The following is a 23,643-nucleotide window of genomic DNA, read 5'->3' on the forward strand; positions in this document are numbered from 1 at the left end:
GTAATGTGGCTGTCCATGCAAAACGGGCAAACATCCATGCTCGTTCAGTTCAGACAGCCGAGGGTTGACTGGAGGCCTCGGCGTCGGCTTCGGCGAAGGCTTCGCGGGCAAGCCGGAAACTGTCTACTGCAGCGGGAACGCCACAATAAATGCCGACCTGAAGCAGAATTTCGCGTATTTGCTCACGACTCAGGCCGTTACGCAAGGCGCCGCGCACATGCAGCTTGAGTTCGTGCGGGCGATTGAGCGCCGAGATCATCGCCAGGTTGATCATGCTGCGCTCCTTGAGGGACAAACCCTCGCGACCCCAGACATGGCCCCAGCAATACTCGGTGACCATTTCCTGCAGCGGCCGGGTGAAGTCATCGGCGTTTTCGAGGGAACGGTTGACGTAGGCCTCGCCCAATACCTGGGTGCGAATCTTCAGCCCTTGTTGGTATTTTTCGTTGCTCATCGCGGCGTGCTCCCAAAATCGTCAAGGCCACCCATCAAGGTGTATTTGAGCTCGAGGTAATCGTCGATGCCGTATTTGGAGCCTTCACGGCCCAGGCCGGAGGACTTGATGCCGCCGAACGGCGCGACCTCGGTGGAAATCAACCCTTCGTTGATGCCGACCATGCCATATTCCAGGGCTTCGCTCATGCGCCAGGCGCGGCCCAGGTCGCGGGTGTAGCAGTAGGCGGCGAGGCCGAACTCGGTATCGTTGGCCATCTGCACCGCCTCGGCCTCGGTGTCGAAGCGAAAGACCGCCGCCAAGGGGCCGAAGGTTTCTTCCCGGGCAACTTTCATTTGCGCGGTGACGCCGGCCAGGACGGTGGGCTGGAAGAAGCCATGGCCCAAGGCGTGTCGTTCACCGCCGCAGAGCAGTCGGGCGCCATGGGCGAGGGCGTCCTGCACATGGTCCTCGACTTTGGCCACGGCGCGTTCGTTGATCAGCGGGCCCTGGTTGACGCCTTGCTCGAAGCCGCTGCCCACGTTCAACTGAGCCACGCGCTGGGCCAGGCGCGCAACAAACGCATCGTGAATACCGGCCTGGACCAGGAAGCGATTGACGCAGACGCAGGTCTGCCCGGCATTGCGGAACTTGGCGATCAGCGCGCCTTCCACGGCTCGCTCCAGGTCGGCGTCGTCGAACACAATGAACGGCGCGTTGCCGCCCAGTTCCAACGAGACTTTTTTCAGCGTGGGCGCGCACTGCGCCATCAGCAATTTGCCAATGGCGGTAGAGCCGGTGAAGGACAATTTACGCACCAGCGGGTTGGCAGTCAGCTCGCCACCAATGGCAATCGCATCGCCGGTGATGACGTTGAAGATGCCGGCCGGAATGCCGGCCTGTTCTGCCAGGGCGGCCATGGCCAATGCCGAGAACGGCGTTTCCGGCGCGGGCTTGACGATGCACGGGCAACCGGCGGCCAACGCCGGGCCAGCCTTGCGGGTGATCATCGCCGCCGGGAAATTCCACGGGGTGATGGCCGCCACCACGCCGATCGGCTCCTTGGTCACTACGATGCGTGCATCGCTTTTGTGGCTGGGGATGGTGTCGCCGTAGAGGCGCTTGGCTTCTTCGGCGAACCACTCGATGAAACTCGCCGCGTAGAGGATTTCGCCCTTGGCTTCCGCCAGCGGCTTGCCTTGCTCGAGGGTGAGGATTTCGGCCAGTGCGTCGGCGTTTTCGATCATCAAGCCGTGCCAGCGCTTGAGGATCTGGCTGCGCTCTTTGGCGGTCAGTGCGCGCCAGGCTGGCCAGGCTTTGTTGGCGGCGTCGATGGATTGGCGGGCGTGTGCGGCGCCGAGGTTCGGCACCTGGCCGATTTTTTCGCCGCTGGCCGGGTTGTAGATGTCTTGATGGGCGCCGTCGGGCGCCTCCAGCCATTGGCCATCGATGTAGGCTTGCTGGCGGAACAGTTGCGAGGCTGCTGGGCTCATGCCGGCTCCTAGAAAATGTGATGGACCCATGTGGGAGCGGGCTTGCTCGCGAATGCGGTGGATCAGTCGATACCTTTGTATCTGAAACACCGCATTCGCGAGCAAGCCCGCTCCCACAGGGTTTTGTGTTGATGTCAAGCCAGTGTGGGCAGCGGCCCGAGCTTGCCTTTGTGATAGATCATCGGCGTAACCGGTTGCTCGGGCAGGATCAGGTTCTTCACCGCGCCGACAATGATCGCGTGATCACCGCCGTCGTATTCACGCCACAGTTCGCACTCGATGATCGCCGTGGCTTTGCCCAGCAACGGGTTGCCCAGGTCGCTCAGGTGCCAGTCGATGCCCTTGGCCTTGTCCTTGCCTTTCCCGGCGAAGGCATAGGCTTCGGCGGTCTGGTCGGCGGACAGCAAATGGATCGCGAATTGCTTGCTGTCGCGCAACACCGGGTAGGTGTCGGAGGCGTAGTTGGGGCAGAACAGCACCAGCGCCGGGTCGATGGACAACGCGCTGAAGGCGCTGGCAGTGATGCCAACGATATTGCCGTCCGGGTCCAGCGTCGTCACCACCGTGACGCCGGACGGGAAGGAGCTCATGACTTCTTTGTAGATGCCGGGTTCGATCATTTCTCAGGACTCCTAGCGCATCACGAACGGGTCAGGCATGGGGGCCTGGGAAAGGTTGATCCACACCGTTTTCAGCTCGGTATAGGCCAGCACCGAATCGATGCCGCTTTCGCGTCCGTAGCCGCTGTTCTTGAACCCGCCGATGGGCGCCATGGCCGACACCGCGCGGTAAGTGTTGACCCAGATGATTCCGGACCGCACGTCTCGGGCGAGGCGATGGGCGCGGCCCAGGTCGCGGGTCCAGATGCCGGCGGCGAGGCCGAACTGCGAGTCGTTGGCGATCGCCAGGGCTTCGGCTTCGTCCTTGAAACGAATCACCGAGGCCACCGGGCCGAAGACTTCTTCCTGCATGATCTTCATGGAGTTGCGGTCGCATTCGAACAGGGTCGGTTCGTAGAACCAGCCTTCGCCCAGATGCGCCGGACGCTTGCCACCCAGGCGCAGGCGCGCGCCTTCGGCGATGGCGTCGGCCACCAGGCCTTCGACCACGGCCAACTGCTGCGCGGTGGCCATGGGGCCCATTTCGCTGGTGTCTTCCTGGGGGCTGCCGATGCGGATGCGCTGGGCGCGTTCCACCAATCGCGAGACGAACTCGTCGTAGATTTCGTCCTGCACCAGCAGTCGCGAGCCGGAGACGCAACTTTGGCCAGAGGCAGCGTAGATCCCGGCAATCGCACCGTTGATGGCGCTGTCGAGGTCGGCGTCGGCGAAGATGATGTTGGGGGATTTGCCGCCCAGCTCCAACGACAGCTTGGCGAAGTTCTCGGCGCTGCTGCGCACCACGTGGCGGGCCGTGGCGGCGCCGCCGGTAAAGGCGATCTTGCGCACCAGCGGATGACGGGTGAGGGCGGCACCGGTGCTCGGGCCGTAGCCGGTGATCACGTTGACCACGCCCGGCGGAATCCCGGCTTCCAGGGCCAGGCGGGCCAGTTCCAGGATCGTCGCCGAGGCGTGCTCGGACGGCTTGATCACGATGGTGTTGCCGGCCGCCAGTGCCGGGGCCAACTTGATGGCGGTGAGGTACAGCGGGCTGTTCCACGGAATGATCGCCGCAACCACACCCATGGCTTCGTGCACGGTATAGGCGAACAGGTCCGGCTTGTCGAGGGGCAGGGTGCCGCCTTCGAGCTTGTCGGCCAGGCCTGCGGTGTAATGGAAAAACTCCGGCAGGTAACCGACCTGGCCACGGGTTTCACGGATCAGCTTGCCGTTGTCGCGGCTTTCGAGCTGGGCCAGTTGTTCCTTGTTTTCGGCGATCAGGTCACCGAGGCGGCGCAGCAGTTTGCCGCGGGCGGTGGCGGTCAGCCCGCGCCAGGCCGGGCTGTCGAAAGCGGTTTGGGCGGCGTTTACGGCGCGATCGACATCGGCTTCGCCAGCATCGGGCAACTCGGCCCAGGGTTGGGCGAGCGCCGGGTTCAGGCTCTGGAAGGTCTTGCCGGACAGCGCATCGACCCATTCACCGCCGATACACATCGAAAAGCGTGTGAGTGTCATGCAACGATCCCCTTTATTGAATTTTGTCGGGTGCTGGCCGTGTCGAGGAATTCCAGCAACAACTGGTTGACCAGGCGCGGCGACTCTACCGGCATCATATGCCGCTGTTCGGCGAGCACGGCAACTGTCGCGCCGGGAATTCGCTCGGCCAGTTGCCGGGCCATTTGCGGGGTGGAACCAGGGTCCAATTCACCGGTGGCGATCAGGGTCGGCACCTGGATACTGCCCAGGTCGTCGGCGCGGTACATGTCCTGGGTGGCGAACAGTTCATAGGTGGTCAGGTAGCCCTGGGGGTCGTTCTGGGCCAGGGTCTGGCGCAGCGCGGCAATCTGCGCCGGGTTCGCGGCCTGGTACTCACGGCTGAACCACCGCGACAGGGCGGCCTCGGCGTTGGCGTCCGGGCCGTGTTCGGCGGCTTGCGCGGTACGGGCAATGACCCCGGCACGCTGTTCGGCGCTGCGGTTGAACACACTGTTGAGCACCACCAGGCCGTGCAGGCGCTGCGGGTAATGCAAGGCGAACGCCCGCGCCACCAAGCCGCCCATCGAAAAACCGATGACCGTGGCCTGGGGCAATTGCAGATGATCCAGCAGTTCCAGCAACTGGTCGGCGTAGCCGAGCAGGTCGGTGCCGGTGGCGGGACGCGGGCTGGCGCCATGGCCGAGCATGTCATAGGCGATGACGCGGTAATTCGTGGCCAGGCCAACGATTTGGCCGCCCCACATTTCTTTGTTCAGGCCCACGCCGTGGATCAAGACCACGGGCTGGCCTTGGCCGGTTGCCAGGTAACTGGTGCCGGCCGGGGTGAGTTCAGCGGTGAGCCGAATCATGGAGCGCTCCTGCATGCCTTTTTTTATTGTGGTTGCTTCGGCTGGATCACTGCGCCTTTTCGGCCGCCAGTTCTTCCAGGTCGATGTAGCGGTTGCCGATGCGTGGATGCAGGCGACCACCGTCGGCGCAGCCCAGCACCACGACGATTTCGTCGGCGCGCGGGGCGTCTTCGATCTGCATTTCCAAGGTGATGTAGTGCGAGCGCAGGCCTTCGTCGTCCTTGTGCATCATCGGGATCTGGATCGAAGTGCCGGGGCCGCCGCGCTTGTTGGTGAAGCTCAGGTAGCTCTTGGCCTTGACCGCTTCGCGGTAGTGATTGCCGAAGCGCAGGGTATGGATCACAGCCGAAGCGTGCTCGATTTCACCGTCGGCGCCGACGACCGCAGCCTTGCCATAGGCTTCGATTTTTTCCGCACCGCCGATGATGCCCACCAGGCGCTCGACCATCAGCGCACCGAGGTCGGAGCAATGGGCGCGGATTTCCGGTTTCAGGTCTTCGACGAAACCACGGCCCAGCCAAGGGTTCTTCATGACCACCGCCAGCCCGACCATGGTCACCGGCTTGTCGGTGGCCTTGCCGCCTTCGATGAAGGTTTCTTCGACATAGCTGACGATCTTGCGAATTTCGAAACTCATGAGCTGCTCCGTGGGAGGTGAGAAGTGTCTGTGCGTATGATGGTATACCATAATACTGTTCGTGCAAGCGTCCACTTTGAATTTGTTCGAAGGGAGGCGACGGAAGGCTGGGGCGGTTGGGCGTAAAGGTCTCAAAGCCGAAGTGACCCGTGGCGAGGGAGCTTGCTCCCGCTGGGCTGCGGAGCAGCCCCATCTGCGTTTTCTGCGGGATCTTGCGACGACTGCGTCGCCGAGCGGGAGCAAGCTCCCTCGCCACGAAGCGCTCTTCCTGTGAAGTCTTTGCGCGTGAGCTATGGTTGAGCCAAGCGCAGCGTTTTGGCGGTGGGTATTAATTTCCCCTTTTCGGGGCGTTCGGCCTCGACTTCCCGTTTGTCTGCACCGATTCGACCCGTTTGCAGTGTCGACGCCTGAAATCGGGATAAGCGTTTCAGCCTGGAAATTCTTTTCCGTCGCAAAATCGAAAATAAATTTCGCTTTTTCGCCGTTTCGCGCCGGTTTTTCCAGCATCGCCTCGATCGGCCGCACTTAGGCACAGCCCTTGCTACGGCTCCACGACAACCCAACGAACAGGAGATTCGATACGTAGATAAAAGGGGGCGCACGTCATTCGGACGCAAAGGCCTGAATCAGAGACCCATGCCTGACGAGGTACTCGAAGAACCAGGGCTCACAAACTAGGCAAGGCTGCATTGGTGGAATGACGACGTAATAAGAAATGCCGTGTACGACACGGCTTGGAGTTGGCTATGCCCCACGCTTTTTTCAATGAAATGTATGACGCCAAGGGTGACTGCCGCCCGCATTACCAAGCTTTCTCGCGCTGGCTGGCGGACACGCCGCTGGAGTTGCTGGAGCAACGCCGCCGCGAAGCCGACCTGCTGTTCCATCGGGCCGGCATCACCTTCACTCTATATGGGGACGAGCAGGGCACCGAGCGCTTGATTCCGTTCGACATCATCCCCCGCAGCATCAAGGCCAGCGAATGGCAAATCGTCGAACGTGGCTGCATCCAGCGGGTCCAGGCCCTGAACATGTTCCTGGCTGACATCTACCACGGCCAGCGCATTCTCAAGGAAGGCATCATTCCGGCTGAGCAAGTGCTCGCCAACGAGGGTTATCAAATTGCAATGCAGGGCCTGGACCTGCACCGAGGTATCTACGCCCACATCGCTGGCGTTGATCTGGTTCGTGACGGCGATGGCAGCTACTACGTGCTGGAAGACAACCTGCGCACGCCCAGTGGCGTGAGCTACATGCTCGAAGACCGCAAGATGATGATGCGCCTGTTCCCCGAGCTCTTCGCTGCCCAGCGCGTGGCGCCCATCGATCATTATCCGAACCTGCTGCTCGATACCCTCAAGAGCTCCAGCCCGCTGGACAACCCGACTGCCGTGGTCCTGACGCCGGGGCGTTTCAACAGCGCCTATTTCGAGCATGCATTCCTGGCTCGGGAAATGGGCGTGGAACTGGTGGAGGGCGCGGATCTGTTCGTGCGCGACGACCACGTCTATATGCGCACCACCGCCGGGCCCAAGCAGGTGGACGTGATCTACCGTCGCCTGGACGATGCCTACCTCGATCCGTTGTCCTTCAACCCCGACTCCATGCTCGGCGTGCCCGGGCTGATCGCGGTCTACCGTGCAGGCAATGTGGTGCTGGCAAACGCCGTCGGCACGGGCGTGGCGGATGACAAGTCGATCTACCCCTACGTCGACGAGATGATTCGGTTCTACCTGACCGAAGAACCGATCCTGAAGAACGTGCCGACCTGGCAGTGTCGCAAACCCCAGGACCTGTCCCACGTGTTGGCGAACCTGCCGGACCTGGTGGTCAAGGAAACCCAAGGCTCCGGCGGCTACGGCATGCTGGTCGGGCCGGCTGCCACCAAGGCGGAGATCGAAGATTTCCGCGCGCGCCTCAAGGCTCGCCCCGAGGCCTACATCGCCCAGCCGACCTTGAGCCTGTCCACGTGCCCGACCTTTGTTGAAAGCGGCATCGCCCCGCGCCACATCGACTTGCGTCCCTTCGTGCTGTCCGGCAAGGAGACTCGCCTGGTGCCCGGCGGCCTGACCCGCGTGGCGCTGCGCGAAGGCTCGCTGGTGGTGAACTCGTCCCAGGGCGGCGGCACCAAAGACACTTGGGTAGTGGAGGACTAAGACATGCTTTCAAGAACCGCTTCGGACCTCTACTGGATGTCCCGCTACCTGGAGCGCGCCGAGAACCTGGCGCGCATGCTCGAAGTCAGCTATTCGCTGTCGCTGATGCCCCAGGCCGGGCGCGGCGACGGCCAGGCCGAGCTGGCGATGTCGCTGCTGGCGGCCGGTACGCTGGACGACTACAACGCCCGCTATGACGCGCTCAACACCGAGCGCATGCTGCATTTTTTCGCCTTGGATGAAACCAATCCGGGCAGTATCTACAGTTGCCTCCGGGCGGCGCGGACCAACGCCCATGCCGTGCGCGGACGCATCACCGCCGACATGTGGGAGAACATCAACGCCACTTGGCTGGAAATGCGCAACATTGCCAGCAACGGCCTGGGTCGCTACGGCATCAGTCATTTCTGCGAGTGGGTGAAGGAGCGCTCGCACCTGTTCCGTGGCGCGACGTCGGGCACGATCATGCGCAACGATGCCTACTGTTTCATTCGCCTGGGGACGTTCATCGAACGCGCCGACAACACCTTGCGCCTGCTGGACGCGCGCTACGAAATGTTCGGCGAGGAATCGGAGGAGGTCAGCGATAACTCCGCGCGTGGTTATTACCAATGGAGTGCCTTGCTGCGGGCGTTGTCGTCATTCGAGGCGTTCAACGAGATCTACCGCAATGCGCCGAATGCCGAGCAGGTGTCGGAGATGTTGCTGCTGCGGGCCGACGTGCCGCGCTCGCTGCACGCCTGCATCGAGGAGCTTGACCATATCCTCGCCAGCCTGCCGGGCAACAACGGCAGACCCGCTCAACGCCTGGCCGCCGAGCTGAATGCGCGCCTGCGTTATTCCGGGATCGACGAGATCCTTGCGTCGGGCCTGCACCAGTGGTTGACCGAACTCATCGGCCAGATCCGCCATTTGGGCCAGACCGTCCATGAGTCCTACCTGGAGGTGGTATGAAACTGTCCATACGCCACGACACCACCTACAGCTATGCCGATGAAGTCTGCACCAGCATCCAGTTCCTGCGCCTGACGCCCCGGGACACCCCACGCCAGCGCATCCTGCAATGGCACCTGGAACTGCCGCGCCTGGTGCGCAGCCAGCTCGATCCGTACGGCAATATCCTCCACGTCATGACCATGGACGAGCCCCACGGCGCGCTGATATTGACGGCCTATGGCGAGGTGCAGATCAACCAGGCGGTGGAGATGGAGCCCGATGACCAGTCACCGCTGCCGTTCCTGCGCACCAGCCGACTTTCCCTGGCGGATGACAATCTCAGCGCCTTCGCCATGGAACAATGTGGAGACCGGCGAGATCGATCGGCGCTGGGCAACTTGATGAACGGCCTCGCCGACCGCATGCCCTACAGTCCCGGCGCGACGGCCGTCAGCAGCACGGCCGCCGAGGCGTTTGCCGGTGGCGCCGGGGTCTGCCAGGACCATGCCCATGCGTTCGTGGCCTGCGCCCGTAGTTTGGGCGTGCCGGCGCGGTATGTGTCCGGCTACCTGTGCACCGAGGACGAGAATCATTTGGCTAGTCATGCCTGGGCCGAGGCTTGGCTGGATGACGGTTGGTACAGCTTCGACGTGACCAATCGCTTGGTTCGTCCTGACCGCCATTTGAAGTTGGCGATTGGCCTTGATTATCTCGACGCCTGTCCGGTACGTGGAATGCGCCGAGGTGGCGGGGCAGAGCAGATGCAGGCGCGGGTGCAGGTGAGCTCGATGGTGCAGGTGCAGCATCAGTGATCTGACTATTGAAGCCCAAGGCCTTTTCGCGAGCAGGCTCGCTCCCACAATGGATGAGTTGTACCCAAACCCCTGTGGGAGCGGGCTTGCCCGCGAAGGCGGTCTTATAGCCGACCTGACTCTTCCCGTTGTGCGCCGATCCAATTGTGGGAGCGAGCCTGCTCGCGAAGGCGGCCGATGGAATACCGCTATCACAAGCTCGCCTGTGCAACGACCACCGGTTTATAGTGGCCGGCCATGTCGCGTCTCCAGGAAGGAGCCCAATGTCCGAATCCTCGATCACCCTTGCACGTTTTACTGAAGCCCATATCTCCGGCGTCACCGCGCTCTACAACGACCCTGCCGTTACCCGCCAGGTATTGCAGATGCCTTTTCAGTCCGCGGAGGTCTGGCGTCAACGTCTGTCAACAAATGACGAGCGCCAGTTGAAACTGGTGGCCCTTTACCAGGGCGAGGTCATCGGCAATCTTGGCCTGGAGCAGTTTTCTCGCGTTCGTCGCGCTCACTGCGCCAACCTCGGCATGGGTGTCGCGGTGGCTTGGCAGGGCAAGGGCGTGGGGTCGATGCTGCTGGCCGCGGCGCTGGACGTGGCGGACAACTGGATGAACCTGCGGCGGGTCGAGTTGACGGTGTATGCCGACAACGAAGCGGCCATCGGCTTGTACCGCAAGTTCGGTTTCGAAACCGAAGGCCTGCTGCGCGACTATGCCGTGCGTGACGGGCGCTGGGTCGATACGCTGGCGATGGCGCGGCTGCGCTGAACAGGCAAAACTCCGCACATTGGCTATACCTGTAGTTCCGCCCCCGTCAGGTGTGGCCTACAGGAGTAGCACCATGAATCTTGCGTCCATGATCGGCACCGTTTGCATCGCTTCACTCGCATTGATGGGCTGCGCCAGCAAAGTCACCCAGCCGAACGAGTATTCCGGCTTCCTGGGAGACTACAGCCGCCTAAAGGAAGAGAAATCACCGTCGGGAGCCGAGGTGATGCGTTGGGTCGATCCGAAGATCGATCTGGCCAAGTACTCCAGGGTGTATATCGAGCCGACACAGCTCTACCCCAAGCCACAACCGACCGTGAAGATTCCCGCCGCCACGTTGGCCGGTATTACCAGCTACTACGACCAAGCTCTCAAGCGAGAGGCGGGCAAATCCTTGCCCCTGGCGACCAGTCCCGGACCTGGCGTATTGGTGGTGCGGGCGGCTATCACTGCAGTAAGCAGCAAGACCGAAGGGCTGAAGCCTTATGAAGTGATTCCGATTGCCTTGGTGGCCGCCGCGGTCAGTACGGCCAGCGGCATTCGCGACCAGGAAACCACCCTGGGCACCGAAGCGGTTTTTCTCGACGGTGGTAATAATGCAGTGATCGCCCAGGTGGTGCGCAAGGGCACGGGTAAGCCGCTGTCGAACGACTCCCAGGTGATGAAGCCCGACGACTTCAAAAGCGTCATCGATGGCTGGGCGTCGGACTTGCATCAGTCCTACCTGCGTCTCAAGGCGAAATAGCGCCGTTGTAGGAATCGTCACTTTTTTCGTGCAGCCATAGGTCGGAGCACCATTTCATGGTTAACTCCGGCCTCACCATTTTTCAAACCTGTCAGAAGGAATCCGTTCATGGCTCAAGTCACCCTCAAAGGCAACCCGGTCCAAGTCAACGGCCAACTGCCACAAGCCGGTTCCAAGGCGCCAGCCTTTTCCCTGGTTGCCGGCAATCTGTCGGACGTTTCCCTGAAGGACTTCGCCGGCAAGCGCAAGGTGCTGAACATTTTCCCAAGCGTCGACACGCCGACCTGCGCCACTTCAGTGCGCAAGTTCAACGCCCAGGCCAACGACCTGGATAACACCGTGGTGCTGTGCATTTCCGCCGACCTGCCATTTGCCCAGGCCCGTTTCTGTGGCGCCGAAGGCCTGGAAAACGTACAGAACCTGTCCACCCTGCGCGGTGCCGAGTTCATCGAGAACTACGGCGTTGCCATTGCCGACGGCCCGCTCAAAGGCCTGACCGCTCGCGCCGTGGTGGTGCTGGACGAAAACGACACCGTGCTGCACAGCGAGCTGGTCAAGGAAATCGCTGAAGAGCCGAACTACGAGGCGGCACTCGCAGCGCTGAAATAACCAGTCTGAAATAAAGTATTTATTACAATTGTTAACGGCCTGGCCTGTCCAGGCCGTTTTCATTTGTGTTTCAAAGCCTTAGCCGAGTACGCGAAAGGTAAGCCCAAGGTAAATTGCCGGTAAAGGCGCTTTGCTAAAACCTCGACAGTGCTTATCGTTCAGCCTCCCGTAAAAGAAGCCCACGCGCCCAATGGTTGACCATTCAATGCAATCCTCTGTTTCCCGCAAATCCCGTCGCTGGTTGTTCGGCCTGTTCGTGGTATTGGTCGTCGCGTTGCTCGCCTGGAAATTCTGGCCCGCCAGCACCGACTCGAAAAATGCGGCAGGACAGAAGGGCGCGGCCGGACACATGGGGCGCTCGGGCGGCATGCGGCCGGGCTTCGGCGGTGCGACGGGGCCGATTCCGGTTCGGGTGGCACCAGCGGTCGCCGGGGATTTCCCGCTGTATTACAAGGCGCTGGGCACGGTCACGGCGCTCAACACCATCAACGTGCGCAGCCGCGTGGGCGGTGAGTTGGTGAAAATCGCGTTCGAAGAAGGGCAGATGGTCAAGGCCGGGGACCTGCTGGCCGAGATCGATCCTCGCCCGTACCAGAACGCCTTGCTCCAGGCCGAAGGCACCTTGCTGCAAAACCAGGCCCAGTTGAAGAACGCCCAGGTCGACCTGGAGCGCTATCGTGGTTTGTACGCCGAAGACAGCATTGCCAAGCAGACCCTCGACACCGCCGCTGCACTGGTGGGCCAGTACCAGGGCACGGTCAAGACCAACCAGGCGGCGGTCAACGACGCCAAGCTCAACCTGGAATTCACCAAGATCCGTGCGCCGATTTCCGGGCGTGTGGGCCTGCGGCAACTCGACCTTGGCAACCTGGTGGCAGCCAACGACACCACGGCCCTGGCCGTCATCACCCAGACCCAGCCCATCAGCGTGGTCTTCACATTGCCGGAGAACAACCTCGAAACCGTGCTCACCCGCTACCGCAGCGGGGCGAAGCTGCCGGTCGAGGCTTGGGACCGTGGCGATGTGAAGCTCCAGGCCAGCGGCGTGCTGCAAAGCCTGGACAACCAGATCGACGTCACCACCGGCACCTTGAAATTCAAGGCCCGCTACGAGAACCGCGACCAGTCGCTGTTCCCCAATCAGTTCGTCAACGTGCGCCTGCTGGCCGATACCCTGAAAGGCGTGGTGCTCGCGCCGACGGCCGCCATTCAATTCGGTACCAACGGCACGTTTGTCTATGCCTTGGACGGCGACAAGAAGGTCACGATCAAACAGCTCAAGATCGGCGCCAGCGATGGCGAGCATACGGTGGTCACCGAAGGGTTGGCCGCCGGCGACCGGGTGGTGCTCGAAGGCACCGACCGCCTGAAGGAAGGTAGCGAAGTGGAAGTGGTCAACGACAGCCAGGAAGTGCCGACTACGCCGACCGAGCACCTGCAAGGCAAGAGCGCCGCGGCCCCGACTGAGCCGGCAGTAGCCGACAAGGCGAAAAAGGGCGGCGCATGAATCTCTCGCGGCTGTTCATCCTTCGCCCGGTCGCCACCACCCTGAGCATGCTGGCCATTGTCCTGGCCGGCCTGATCGCCTATCGGTTGCTGCCGGTGTCGGCATTGCCCCAGGTCGATTATCCGACCATCCGCGTCATGACCCTGTACCCGGGCGCCAGCCCCGACGTGATGACCAGCGCCGTGACCGCGCCGCTGGAGCGCCAGTTCGGGCAGATGCCGGGCTTGACGCAGATGGCCTCCACCAGTTCCGGTGGCGCATCGGTGATTACCCTGCGGTTCAACCTGGACATCAACATGGATGTCGCCGAGCAGCAGGTGCAAGCCGCGATCAACGCGGCGACCAACCTGTTGCCCGACGATTTGCCGGCGCCGCCGGTGTACAACAAGGTCAACCCTGCCGACACCCCGGTGCTGACCCTGGCAATTACCTCCAAGACCATGCTGCTGCCCAAGCTCAATGATTTGGTGGACACGCGCATGGCGCAGAAAATCGCCCAGATCAGCGGCGTCGGCATGGTGACGATTGCCGGTGGCCAGCGCCAGGCGGTGCGGATCAAGGTCAACCCGGAAGCCCTGGCATCCGCCGGCTTGAACCTGGCGGACGTGCGCAGCTTGATCAGCGCGTCCAACGTCAACCAGCCCAAGGGCAACTTCGACGGCCCGACGCGGGTCTCGATGCTCGATGCCAACGACCAGTTGACGTCGCCCAAGGACTACGCCGAGTTGATCCTGGCCTATGCCAACGGCGCGCCGCTGCGACTCAAGGACGTGGCAGAGATCGTCGATGGCGCCGAAAACGAGCGCCTCGCCGCCTGGGCCAACGAGAACCAGGCCGTCCTGCTGAACATCCAGCGCCAGCCCGGCGCCAACGTCATCGAGGTGGTTGACCGGATCAAGGCCCTGTTGCCCAGCATCACCGACAACCTGCCGGCCGGCCTCGACGTGACCGTGCTGACCGACCGCACCCAGACCATCCGTGCTTCTGTCACCGACGTCCAGCATGAGCTGCTGATCGCCATCGCCTTGGTGGTCATGGTGACGTTCCTGTTCCTGCGCCGGGTCAGCGCCACGATCATTCCCTCCGTGGCCGTGCCGTTGTCGCTGATCGGTACGTTCGGCGTGATGTACCTGGCCGGTTTCTCGATCAACAACCTGACCCTGATGGCCCTGACCATCGCCACCGGTTTCGTGGTGGACGACGCCATCGTCATGCTGGAAAACATCGCCCGTTTCATCGAGGAGGGCGACAGCCCGATGCAGGCGGCGCTCAAGGGCGCGAAGCAGATCGGCTTCACCTTGATTTCCCTGACGCTGTCGCTGATCGCCGTGCTGATCCCGCTGCTGTTCATGGCCGATGTGGTCGGGCGCCTGTTCCGCGAATTCGCCATCACCTTGGCGGTGGCGATCCTGATCTCGCTGGTGGTGTCCCTGACGCTGACGCCGATGATGTGCGCGCGCTTGCTCAAGCGCGAGCCGAAGGAAGAGGAGCAGGGCCGTTTCTACCGGGCCAGCGGTGCCTGGATCGACTGGTTGATCGCCGGTTACGGGCGCAAGTTGCAGTGGGTGCTCAAGCACCAACCACTGACCCTACTGGTAGCAGTAGGCAGCCTGGTGCTGACGGTGGTGTTGTATCTGGCCGTGCCCAAGGGCTTTTTCCCGGTGCAAGACACCGGCGTGATCCAGGGGATTTCCGAGGCGCCGCAGGCGATTTCGTTTGCGGCGATGGGCGAGCGCCAGCAGCAGTTGGCCAAGGTGATCCTCGCCGACCCGGCGGTGGAGAGCCTGTCCTCCTACATCGGTGTAGACGGCGACAACGCGACGCTCAACAGCGGCCGCTTGCTGATCAACCTCAAGCCCCACCGCGAGCGGGACGACAGCGCCAGCGAGATCATCGCCCGCTTGCAACCGCAGTTGGACCGGCTGGTGGGGATCCGCCTGTTCATGCAGCCGGTACAGGACCTGACCATCGAAGACCGGGTCAGCCGTACCCAGTACCAATTCAGCCTGTCGTCGCCGGACGCCGAGTTGCTCAGCCTCTGGAGCGGCCGCCTGGTCGAAGCCCTGGCCCAGCAGCCGGAGCTCACCGACGTTGCCAGCGACTTGCAGGACAAGGGCTTGCAGGTTTATCTGGTGATCGACCGAGATGCTGCCTCGCGGCTGGGCGTGTCGGTGTCGAACATCACCGATGCGCTCTACGACGCCTTCGGCCAGCGGCAGATTTCCACCATCTACACCCAGGCCAGCCAGTACCGCGTGGTGCTTCAAGCCCAGGCGGGGGAGAGGATCGGCCCGCAGGCACTGGACCAGATACACGTCAAGACCACCGACGGCGGGCAAGTCCGCCTGTCGAGCCTGGCGCGGGTGGAGGAGCGCCAGGCGCAACTGGCGATTGCCCACATCGGCCAGTTCCCGGCGGTGATGATGTCGTTCAACCTGGCGCCAGGCGTGGCACTCGGGCACGCCGTCGATCTCATTGAAAAGGTGCAGAAGGACATCGGCATGCCCGTCGGCGTGCAGACCGAGTTCCAGGGCGCGGCGCAGGCATTCCAGGCGTCGCTGTCGAGCACCTTGCTGCTGATCCTGGCGGCGGTGGTGACCATGTACATCGTGCTGGGCGTGTTGTACGAGAGCTACATCCATCCGATCACGATTCTTTCCACCTTGCCCTCGGCGGCCATCGGCGCCTTGCTCGCGCTGATCCTCAGCGGCAATGATTTGGGCATGATTGCGATCATCGGCATCATCCTGCTGATTGGCATCGTCAAGAAGAACGCGATCATGATGATCGACTTCGCCCTCGACGCCGAGCGTAACCAGGGCATGGACCCACAGACCGCCATCTACCAGGCCGCGCTGTTGCGCTTCCGACCTATCCTGATGACGACCCTCGCGGCCCTGTTCGGCGCCGTGCCGCTGATGCTCGCCACCGGCTCCGGCGCCGAATTGCGCCAACCGCTGGGCCTGGTGATGGTGGGCGGCTTGCTGGTGAGCCAGGTGCTGACGCTGTTCACCACGCCAGTGATCTACCTGTACTTCGACCGCCTGGGGCGCCGGTTTGCCAGGCCTGATGCGGATGAGGTGCGGGTATGACGCATTCCCTGAACCACAAGGAGCTTTTGTGGCGAGGGGATTTATCCCCGCTGGGCTGCGCAGCGGCCCTTTTTGTGAGCGCTGCGCACTCAAGCGGGGATAAATCCCCTCGCCACGAAGAACCAGCCATTTCTCGCGGACAGTCGCCTGGCGTCTGGAGCCGCTGCGAATGAACCTCTCCGGCCCCTTCATCCGCCGTCCCGTGGCGACCATGCTGCTGAGCTTCGCCATCATGTTGCTCGGCGGCGTGTGCTTTGGCTTGCTGCCGGTTTCGCCGCTGCCGCAGATGGATTTTCCGGTGATCGTGGTCCAGGCCAACTTGCCGGGAGCGAGCCCGGAGGTGATGGCATCCACCGTAGCGACGCCACTGGAGCGCTCGTTCGGCGCCATCGCCGGGGTCAACACCATGAGCAGCCGTTCGAGCCAGGGCTCGACCCGCGTCATCCTGCAGTTCGACCTGGACCGCGACATCAACGGCGCGGCCCGGGAGGTGCAGGCGGCCATCAACGCCTCGCGCAACTTGCTGCCCAGCGGCATGCGCAGCATGCCGACCTACAAGAAGGTCAACCCGTCCCAGGCACCCGTCATGGTGCTTTCGCTGACCTCCGATGTGCTGGAGAAGGGCCAACTCTATGACCTGGCCTCGACGATCCTGTCCCAGAGCCTGTCCCAGGTGGCGGGTGTCGGTGAGGTGCAGATTGGCGGCAGTTCCCTGCCGGCCGTGCGCATCGAGCTGGAGCCACAGTTGCTCAACCAGTACGGCGTGGCGCTGGATGACGTCCGCACGGCGATAGCCAATAGCAATGTGCGCCGGCCCAAGGGTTCGGTCGAAGATGACAAGCGCATGTGGCAAGTCCAGGCCAACGATCAACTCGAAAAGGCCAAGGACTACGAGACGCTGGTCATCCGTTACCAGGATGGCTCGGTGTTGCGGCTCAAGGACGTGGCAAAGGTCAGCGACGGCGTCGAGGACCGCTACAACAGCGGCTTTTTCAACAATGACGCCGCCGTGCTGCTGGTCATCAACCGCCAGGCCGGCGCCAACATCATCGAGACCGTCAACGAGATCAAGAGCCAACTGCCGGCCCTGCAAGCGGTGTTGCCCGCCAGCGTCAAGCTGAACCTGGCCATGGACCGCTCGCCGGTGATCAAGGCCACCCTGCACGAAGCGGAAATGACCCTGTTGATCGCCGTCGCCCTGGTGGTGCTGGTGGTGTTCCTGTTCCTGGGCAATTTCCGTGCGTCGCTGATCCCGACCCTGGCAGTGCCGGTGTCGTTGGTGGGCACGTTCGCGGTGATGTACCTGTACGGTTTTTCCCTGAACAACCTGTCACTGATGGCGTTGATCCTCGCCACCGGGCTGGTGGTGGACGACGCCATCGTGGTGCTGGAAAACATTTCCCGGCACATCGACGAAGGCGTGCCGCCGATGAAAGCCGCCTACCTCGGCGCCGAGGAGGTGGGCTTCACCCTGTTGTCGATGAACGCCTCGCTGGTGGCGGTGTTCCTGTCGATCCTGTTCATGGGCGGGATCATCGAGAGCCTGTTCCGCGAGTTTTCCATCACCCTGGCGGCTGCCATCGTCGTCTCGCTGGTGGTGTCCCTGACGCTCACGCCGATGCTCTGCGCGCGGTGGCTCAAGCCCCATGTGCCGGGCCAGGAAAACCGTTTGCAGCGCTGGAGCCATCACGTCAATGAACGCATGGTCAGGGGTTACGCCCGGAGCCTGGACTGGGTGCTGCGTCATCGGCGCCTGACCTTGCTCAGCCTGTTGGTGACCGTCGGTGTGAACATTGCCTTGTACGTGGTCGTGCCGAAGACGTTCATGCCGCAGCAGGACACGGGCCAGTTGATCGGCTTCGTGCGCGGTGACGACGGGCTGTCGTTCAACGTGATGCAGCCGAAAATGGAAATCTTCCGGCGCGCGGTGCTCAAGGATGACGCGGTGCAGAGCGTGGCGGGTTTCATCGGCGGCAACAACGGCACCAACAATGCCTTCATGCTGGTGCGCCTCAAGCCGATCAAGGAGCGGGCGATGTCCGCGCAGAAGGTCATCGAGCGCCTGCGCAAGGAAATGCCCAAGGTGCCCGGTGCCCAATTGATGCTGATGGCCGACCAGGACCTGCAGTTCGGCGGCGGCCGCGAGCAGACCACCTCGCAGTATTCCTACATCCTGCAGAGCGCCGACCTGGCGTCCCTGCGCGAGTGGTACCCCAAGCTCGTGGCTGCCTTCAGGGCCTTGCCGGAGCTGACCGCTATCGACGCCCGTGACGGTGGCGGGGCGCAGCAAGTGACGCTGATCGTCGACCGGGACCAGGCCAAGCGCCTGGGCATCGACATGGACATGGTCACGGCGGTGTTGAACAACGCCTACAGCCAGCGGCAGATCTCGACGATCTACGACAGCCTCAACCAATACCAGGTGGTGATGGAGGTCAATCCGAAGTACGCCCAGGACCCCAACACACTTGAACAGGTCCAGGTCATCACCGCCGACGGCGCGCGGGTTCCGTTGTCGGCGATTGCCCACTATGAAAACAGCCTCGAAGACGACCGGGTCAGTCATGAGGGCCAGTTCGCGTCCGAGAGCATCGCCTTCGATATGGCCGAAGGCGTCACGGTGGAGCAGGGCACGGCCGCCATCGAGCGCGCGATCGCCAAGCTTGGCATGCCCGAGGACGTCATCGCGAAAATGGCCGGCACCGCCGATGCGTTCGCCGCCACCCAGAAAAGCCAGCCGTTCATGATCCTCGGGGCGTTGCTGGCGGTGTACCTGGTGCTGGGCGTGCTGTACGAAAGCTACATCCACCCGCTGACCATCCTCTCGACCTTGCCCTCGGCCGGGGTGGGCGCGTTGCTGTCGATCTACGTGCTGGGCAGCGAGTTCAGCCTGATCTCGTTGCTGGGGCTGTTCCTGTTGATCGGCGTGGTGAAGAAAAACGCCATCCTGATGATCGACCTCGCCCTGCAATTGGAACGCGCTGGCCAAACGCCGCTCGAGTCAATCCGCAGCGCGTGCCTGTTGCGGCTGCGGCCGATCCTGATGACCACGCTGGCGGCGATCCTCGGCGCCTTGCCGCTGTTGCTCGGCGGCGCCGAAGGCTCGGAAATGCGCCAGCCACTGGGCCTGACCATCATCGGCGGGCTGGTGTTCAGCCAGGTCCTGACGCTTTACACCACCCCCGTGGTCTACCTCTACCTCGACAACCTGCGCCATCGATTCAACCGCTGGCGTGGGGTGCGCACTGATGCTGCCCTGGAAACTCCGCTATGACCGATCGTTCGTTTTTCAACCTTGTCGCACCGCTGGCAACCGCCCGTGGCTCGCGAGTATTGAGCCTGGCGCTGTGCGTGGCGCTGCTCAGTGCCTGCGCGATCGGTCCGGATTACCAACGTCCCGCGGCCGCTGCGCCGGTGCAATACAAGGAGGCCCAGGGCTGGCGCCAGGCCAACCCCAGCGACGCCCTGGCCCGTGGCGCCTGGTGGGAGCTATACGCTGACACTCGCCTCAACGAACTGGTGGAAAAACTCAACGGTTCCAACCAGACCGTGGCCCAGGCCGAAGCCCAGTACCGCCAGGCCCAGGCCTTGGCGCGCAGTGCTCGCGGGGCATTCTTTCCAACGGTCGATCTTACGGTCGGCAAGACCCGTTCCAGCCAGGGCACCGGCAGCAGCAGTTCGAGCCTGAGCAGTTCCTCCAGCGGCATTCGCGACACTTACAACGCCCAAGCTGGCGTGAGCTGGGAAGCGGACGTCTGGGGCAAGTTGCGCCGCACCCTGGAAGCCGACGAAGCCAGCGCCCAGGCCAGCTTTGCCGACCTGGCTGCAATGCGTTTGAGCCAGCAATCGGAACTGGTGCAGAACTACCTGCAGTTGCGGGTAATCGATCAGCAGAAGCGCCTGTTGCAGACCACCGTCGACAACTATCAACGCTCGCTGAAAATGACCGAAAACCAGTACCGCGCCGGGGTGTCCGGCAAGGATGCGGTGGCCCAGGCGCAGAATCAGCTCAAGACCACCCAGGGCGACCTGATTGACCTGATCTGGCAGCGGGCGCAGTTCGAGAACGCTATCGCCGTGCTGATCGGCCTGCCGCCCGCCGAGTTCAGCCTGGCCGAAACCCAGGACATCCCGACACTGCCGCAAGTGCCAGTGGCACTGCCATCGCAATTGCTCGAACGGCGCCCGGACATCGCGTCGGCGGAGCGCTCGGTCATGGCGGCCAACGCCAACATCGGCGTGGCGAAGGCCGCTTACTACCCGGACCTGACCCTGAGCCTGAGCGGCGGCTACAGCAGCAGTACCTACGATAACTGGGTAAGTGTGCCGAACCGCTTCTGGTCGGTCGGCCCGCAACTGGCGATGACCTTGTTCGACGGCGGCCAGCGCTCGGCGGAGGTGGACCGCAGCGTCGCGGCCTACGACCAGACGGTCGCCACTTATCGCCAGACCGTGCTCGACGGCTTTCGTGAAGTCGAGAACTACATGATCCAGCTCAAGGTGCTCGAAGACGAAGCCCGCGTGCGCCAGGAAGCCCTCGACGCCGCCCGCGAGTCCCTGCGCCTGACGCAAAACCAGTACAGGGCAGGGCTGATCGGCTACCTCGACGTGGTGACCGTCCAGGCCACCGCCCTGAGCAACGAGCGTAGCGTGCTGAGCCTGCAACAGAGCCGGTTGATTGCAAGTGTGCAGTTGATTGCGGCGCTGGGCGGTGGTTGGGATGGGCAGTTGGAGGCGGAGGGTAGGTAACAATTGCGCCAAGCTTTTGTGGCGAGGGGATTTATCCCCGCTGGGTTGCGAAGCGGCCCTAAAGTCTGCCACCTCGGTGTGTCAGCTAGGTTGCACTCAGCTTCCAGGGGCTGCTTCGCAGCCCAGCGGGGATAAATCCCCTCGCCACAGAGATCTCCTGAACATCCCGCGCAAAGTCCCGCTTTTGGCCGATGCACTGCCTACGTCCTGTCGTGATCGCTTGTTATAGTTCAGGCCTCTTCCAGCCGGTCAAAAGGATACTGCCATGTCGCAATACCAAGCGTTCAATGTCGAACTTGCGGACAACATCGCCCATGTGCAGATCAATCGACCGGACAAGATCAACGCGATGAACGCTGCGTTCTGGAGCGAGATCGTCGATATCTTCCAATGGATCGACGATACCGACGAAGTGCGGGTGGTGGTCTTGAGCGGCGCGGGCAAGCACTTTTCTTCAGGCATCGACCTGATGATGCTGGCCGGCGTGGCCAATGAACTGGGCAAGGATGTGGGCCGTAACGCCCGCGTGCTGCGGCGCAAGATACTGCAGCTGCAAGCCTCGTTCAATGCCGTGGACAACTGCCGCAAGCCGGTACTCGCGGCGGTCCAAGGCTATTGCCTGGGCGGCGCCATCGACCTGATTTCCGCCTGTGACATGCGCTACGCCGCCGAGGACGCGCAGTTCTCCATCAAGGAAATCGACATCGGCATGGCGGCCGATGTTGGCACATTGCAACGCTTGCCCCGGATCATCGGGGACGGCATGCTGCGTGAACTCGCTTATACGGGGCGCACCTTCGGTGCCGACGAAGCGCGCAGCATTGGCCTGGTCAATCGTGTCTATGGTGATACAGCCAGCCTGCTCGACGGCGTCATGGGCATTGCCCGGGAAATCGCCGCCAAGTCGCCGATCGCCGTCACCGGCACCAAGGAAATGATCAGCTACATGCGCGACCACCGCATCGATGACGGGCTGGAATACGTCGCCACGTGGAACGCCGCCATGTTGCAATCCAATGACCTGCGCGTGGCCATGGCCGCCCATATGAGCAAACAGAAACCCGAATTTCTGGACTGACCGATCATGATTTCACGCTGGACCACCGCAGTACTCGATACGGATAAACCCGGCGGCTGGGCCGTGGCCCGCAGCCCGGAAGGTTTCCTGTACGACGACAACGGCGCGCTGTTTCCTCGCGACTGGCTCAAGCGCCAGGACCTGTCGATCCTTGCCGAGCACGGCATCGGTCATCTCGATGGCGAGCCGGTCTACCTGCTGGAACTGCACAGCGCCCTGGACATTCCCGGCTGTAACTGGAAAGGCCTGCGGGCCTTCATGCTCGAAGATGACCACACGCTGTTCAAGGTGTTGGGTTATGCCGCGCAGATCGGCACCTGGGCCCGGGAGCATCGCTTTTGCGGCAGCTGCGGCCAGCGCATGAGCCAGGTGCCGCGAGAGCGGGCGATGTTTTGCCAGGCATGCGACTTGCGGCATTACCCACGGATCTCGCCGAGCATGATCGTGCTGATCACCCGTGGCGACGAAGTCTTGTTGGCCCGTTCCCCCCGGTTTGTCACAGGGGTCTACAGCACCTTGGCGGGCTTTGCCGAGCCGGGTGAGTCGGCGGAGGATTGCCTTGTTCGCGAGGTCCGCGAGGAGGTCAGCATCGACGTGAAGAACATCCAGTACGTGGGCAGCCAGTGCTGGCCGTTTCCCCATTCGATGATGCTGGGCTTCCACGCCGAATACGCTAGCGGCGAGATCGTGCCCCAGGAGGACGAAATCGAAGACGCGCAATGGTTCAACATCCATGACCTGCCGCCATTGCCGGCGTCGCGCTCGATTGCCCGCTACCTGATCGATCTCTATGTGGCCCGCCGCCTAGGCCATGCTGAACCAGTGTTGCCAGGCTAGGCGCACGGTCAGGGCCAGTACCACGGTGATGAACACCGGCCGGATGAACTTCGCGCCGCCGCTGATGGCGGTGCGCGCGCCGAAGAATGCGCCGACCATCACCGACAGGCCCATGCTCAGCCCGATGATCCAATCCACCTGACCCGAGAAGATGAACACCGACAGCGCCGCGATGTTGCTGACGAAGTTCATGCTGCGGGCCACGCCGCTGGCCTTGACCAGGTCGATGGGATAGAGCAGCAGGCTGCTGACGGTCCAGAACGCGCCCGTGCCGGGGCCGGCCACGCCGTCATAGAAACCAAGGGTAAAGCCTTGCGGCGACTGCCAGGTCTTCTTGATCGGTGCGTTGCTGTCCAGCGGTGCCTTGGGCGTGCCGCCGAACAGCAAGTACAGGCCACAGGCAAAGACGATCACCGGCAGCATCTTGTTCAGCCACTCGGCAGGCAGGTAATGGGCGACGACGGCGCCGGCCAAGGCACCGACCAGCGTGCCGACGAGGGCGTGGGTCCACTGCCGCGGATGAAACAGCTTGCGCCTGTAGAACGTGAAGCTGGCCGTGGCCGAACCAAAGGTCGAGCTGAGCTTGTTGGTGCCCAGCACCAGGTGCGGTGGCAAGCCCGCGGTCAGCAGGGCAGGCGTAGTAAGCAGGCCCCCACCGCCGGCGATGGCGTCGATGAAGCCGGCGATGAACGCCACGACGGCCAGGATAGCGAGGGTGGAGAGGTCAACGCTGAGTTCAAAAGGCATGGAATGGGCTTATTCGGCAGGGCGCAGAAGGGCTGCGGGAAAGGCCGGTATGTTACCGATAATGGCGCTGGGCCGCGACTCTCCGGTGAGATGCCGCAAAGCCTCGT

At 62.7% G+C, this 23,643-nt stretch carries 19 protein-coding genes; 12 read left to right on the top strand and 7 right to left on the bottom strand.

The genetic code is table 11. From position 1 onward, the window contains the following. Positions 1 to 49: 49 nt before the first annotated feature. From pcaC to Q7C33_RS13585, 6 genes are all read right to left on the bottom strand, one after another. A complete protein-coding gene (gene pcaC / locus Q7C33_RS13560) occupies positions 50 to 454 on the bottom strand; it encodes a 4-carboxymuconolactone decarboxylase (protein WP_217861791.1) in 405 nt (134 codons plus the stop codon). After that, on the bottom strand, positions 451 to 1,926 hold the full coding sequence (locus tag Q7C33_RS13565; RefSeq protein ID WP_407683542.1) for an NAD-dependent succinate-semialdehyde dehydrogenase: 1,476 nt from the start codon (positions 1,924 to 1,926) through the stop codon (positions 451 to 453). The genes pcaC and Q7C33_RS13565 overlap by 4 nt, the downstream gene beginning before the upstream one ends. A 134-nt stretch (positions 1,927 to 2,060) precedes the next feature. Continuing rightward, a complete protein-coding gene (locus Q7C33_RS13570; protein ID WP_030142561.1) occupies positions 2,061 to 2,546 on the bottom strand; it encodes a flavin reductase family protein in 486 nt (161 codons plus the stop codon). A 12-nt stretch (positions 2,547 to 2,558) separates the two neighbouring features. Continuing rightward, on the bottom strand, positions 2,559 to 4,040 hold the full coding sequence (locus Q7C33_RS13575; RefSeq protein WP_258650703.1) for an aldehyde dehydrogenase: 1,482 nt from the start codon (positions 4,038 to 4,040) through the stop codon (positions 2,559 to 2,561). Continuing rightward, positions 4,037 to 4,870: an alpha/beta fold hydrolase gene (locus tag Q7C33_RS13580; protein ID WP_030142559.1), complete on the bottom strand. Its 834-nt coding sequence runs from the start codon at positions 4,868 to 4,870 to the stop codon at positions 4,037 to 4,039. The genes Q7C33_RS13575 and Q7C33_RS13580 overlap by 4 nt, the downstream gene beginning before the upstream one ends. Before the next feature lie 46 nt (positions 4,871 to 4,916). After that, a complete protein-coding gene (locus tag Q7C33_RS13585) occupies positions 4,917 to 5,507 on the bottom strand; it encodes an amino acid synthesis family protein (protein ID WP_217861794.1) in 591 nt (196 codons plus the stop codon). A gap of 746 nt (positions 5,508 to 6,253) precedes the next feature. On the opposite strand from Q7C33_RS13585, the gene Q7C33_RS13590 reads away from it, so the two are divergent. The 12 genes from Q7C33_RS13590 to nudC all read left to right on the top strand — a co-directional run bounded on the left by Q7C33_RS13590 (position 6,254) and on the right by nudC (position 22,789). Further along, positions 6,254 to 7,663 (top strand): circularly permuted type 2 ATP-grasp protein, encoded by a 1,410-nt coding sequence (locus tag Q7C33_RS13590; RefSeq protein WP_030142557.1) that lies wholly within the window; start codon positions 6,254 to 6,256, stop codon positions 7,661 to 7,663. Positions 7,664 to 7,666: 3 nt separating this feature from the next. Beyond that, positions 7,667 to 8,617 (top strand): alpha-E domain-containing protein, encoded by a 951-nt coding sequence (locus tag Q7C33_RS13595; RefSeq protein WP_030142556.1) that lies wholly within the window; start codon positions 7,667 to 7,669, stop codon positions 8,615 to 8,617. Beyond that, positions 8,614 to 9,411, top strand: a complete 798-nt coding sequence (locus Q7C33_RS13600) for a transglutaminase family protein (protein ID WP_407683543.1) — start codon at positions 8,614 to 8,616, stop codon at positions 9,409 to 9,411. Before Q7C33_RS13595 ends, Q7C33_RS13600 begins: the two co-directional genes overlap by 4 nt. Before the next feature lie 263 nt (positions 9,412 to 9,674). Beyond that, positions 9,675 to 10,172, top strand: coding sequence for a GNAT family N-acetyltransferase (locus Q7C33_RS13605; RefSeq protein ID WP_407683544.1), 498 nt, complete (start codon positions 9,675 to 9,677; stop codon positions 10,170 to 10,172). Between the two features lie 73 nt (positions 10,173 to 10,245). After that, positions 10,246 to 10,917 carry a DUF3313 domain-containing protein gene (locus tag Q7C33_RS13610; protein WP_030142553.1) on the top strand — a complete coding sequence of 224 codons (672 nt, stop codon included), beginning with the start codon at positions 10,246 to 10,248 and terminating at the stop codon, positions 10,915 to 10,917. A 108-nt stretch (positions 10,918 to 11,025) separates the two neighbouring features. Continuing rightward, positions 11,026 to 11,526: a thiol peroxidase gene (tpx, locus tag Q7C33_RS13615; protein WP_030142552.1), complete on the top strand. Its 501-nt coding sequence runs from the start codon at positions 11,026 to 11,028 to the stop codon at positions 11,524 to 11,526. Between the two features lie 190 nt (positions 11,527 to 11,716). Next, on the top strand, positions 11,717 to 13,033 hold the full coding sequence (locus tag Q7C33_RS13620) for an MdtA/MuxA family multidrug efflux RND transporter periplasmic adaptor subunit (protein WP_030142551.1): 1,317 nt from the start codon (positions 11,717 to 11,719) through the stop codon (positions 13,031 to 13,033). Further along, positions 13,030 to 16,125 carry an MdtB/MuxB family multidrug efflux RND transporter permease subunit gene (locus tag Q7C33_RS13625; protein WP_407683545.1) on the top strand — a complete coding sequence of 1,032 codons (3,096 nt, stop codon included), beginning with the start codon at positions 13,030 to 13,032 and terminating at the stop codon, positions 16,123 to 16,125. The genes Q7C33_RS13620 and Q7C33_RS13625 overlap by 4 nt, the downstream gene beginning before the upstream one ends. 169 nt (positions 16,126 to 16,294) lie before the next feature. Further along, complete coding sequence (locus tag Q7C33_RS13630) at positions 16,295 to 19,399, top strand: efflux RND transporter permease subunit (RefSeq protein WP_407683546.1); 3,105 nt, start codon at positions 16,295 to 16,297, stop codon at positions 19,397 to 19,399. Beyond that, positions 19,396 to 20,874: an efflux transporter outer membrane subunit gene (locus Q7C33_RS13635; RefSeq protein ID WP_407683547.1), complete on the top strand. Its 1,479-nt coding sequence runs from the start codon at positions 19,396 to 19,398 to the stop codon at positions 20,872 to 20,874. The genes Q7C33_RS13630 and Q7C33_RS13635 overlap by 4 nt, the downstream gene beginning before the upstream one ends. A 265-nt stretch (positions 20,875 to 21,139) precedes the next feature. Continuing rightward, positions 21,140 to 21,952, top strand: coding sequence for a crotonase/enoyl-CoA hydratase family protein (locus Q7C33_RS13640; protein WP_030142547.1), 813 nt, complete (start codon positions 21,140 to 21,142; stop codon positions 21,950 to 21,952). Positions 21,953 to 21,958: 6 nt separating this feature from the next. Beyond that, positions 21,959 to 22,789, top strand: a complete 831-nt coding sequence (gene nudC, locus Q7C33_RS13645; RefSeq protein ID WP_407683548.1) for an NAD(+) diphosphatase — start codon at positions 21,959 to 21,961, stop codon at positions 22,787 to 22,789. On the opposite strand, the gene Q7C33_RS13650 is transcribed toward nudC, so the two are convergent. Then, positions 22,757 to 23,536, bottom strand: coding sequence for a TSUP family transporter (locus tag Q7C33_RS13650; RefSeq protein ID WP_030142545.1), 780 nt, complete (start codon positions 23,534 to 23,536; stop codon positions 22,757 to 22,759). The genes nudC and Q7C33_RS13650 overlap by 33 nt on opposite strands. Positions 23,537 to 23,643: the final 107 nt, after the last annotated feature.

It is taken from the genome of Pseudomonas sp. BP11-1-1 (assembly GCF_052112105.1).
Lineage (GTDB): Bacteria > Pseudomonadota > Gammaproteobacteria > Pseudomonadales > Pseudomonadaceae > Aquipseudomonas > Aquipseudomonas alvandae.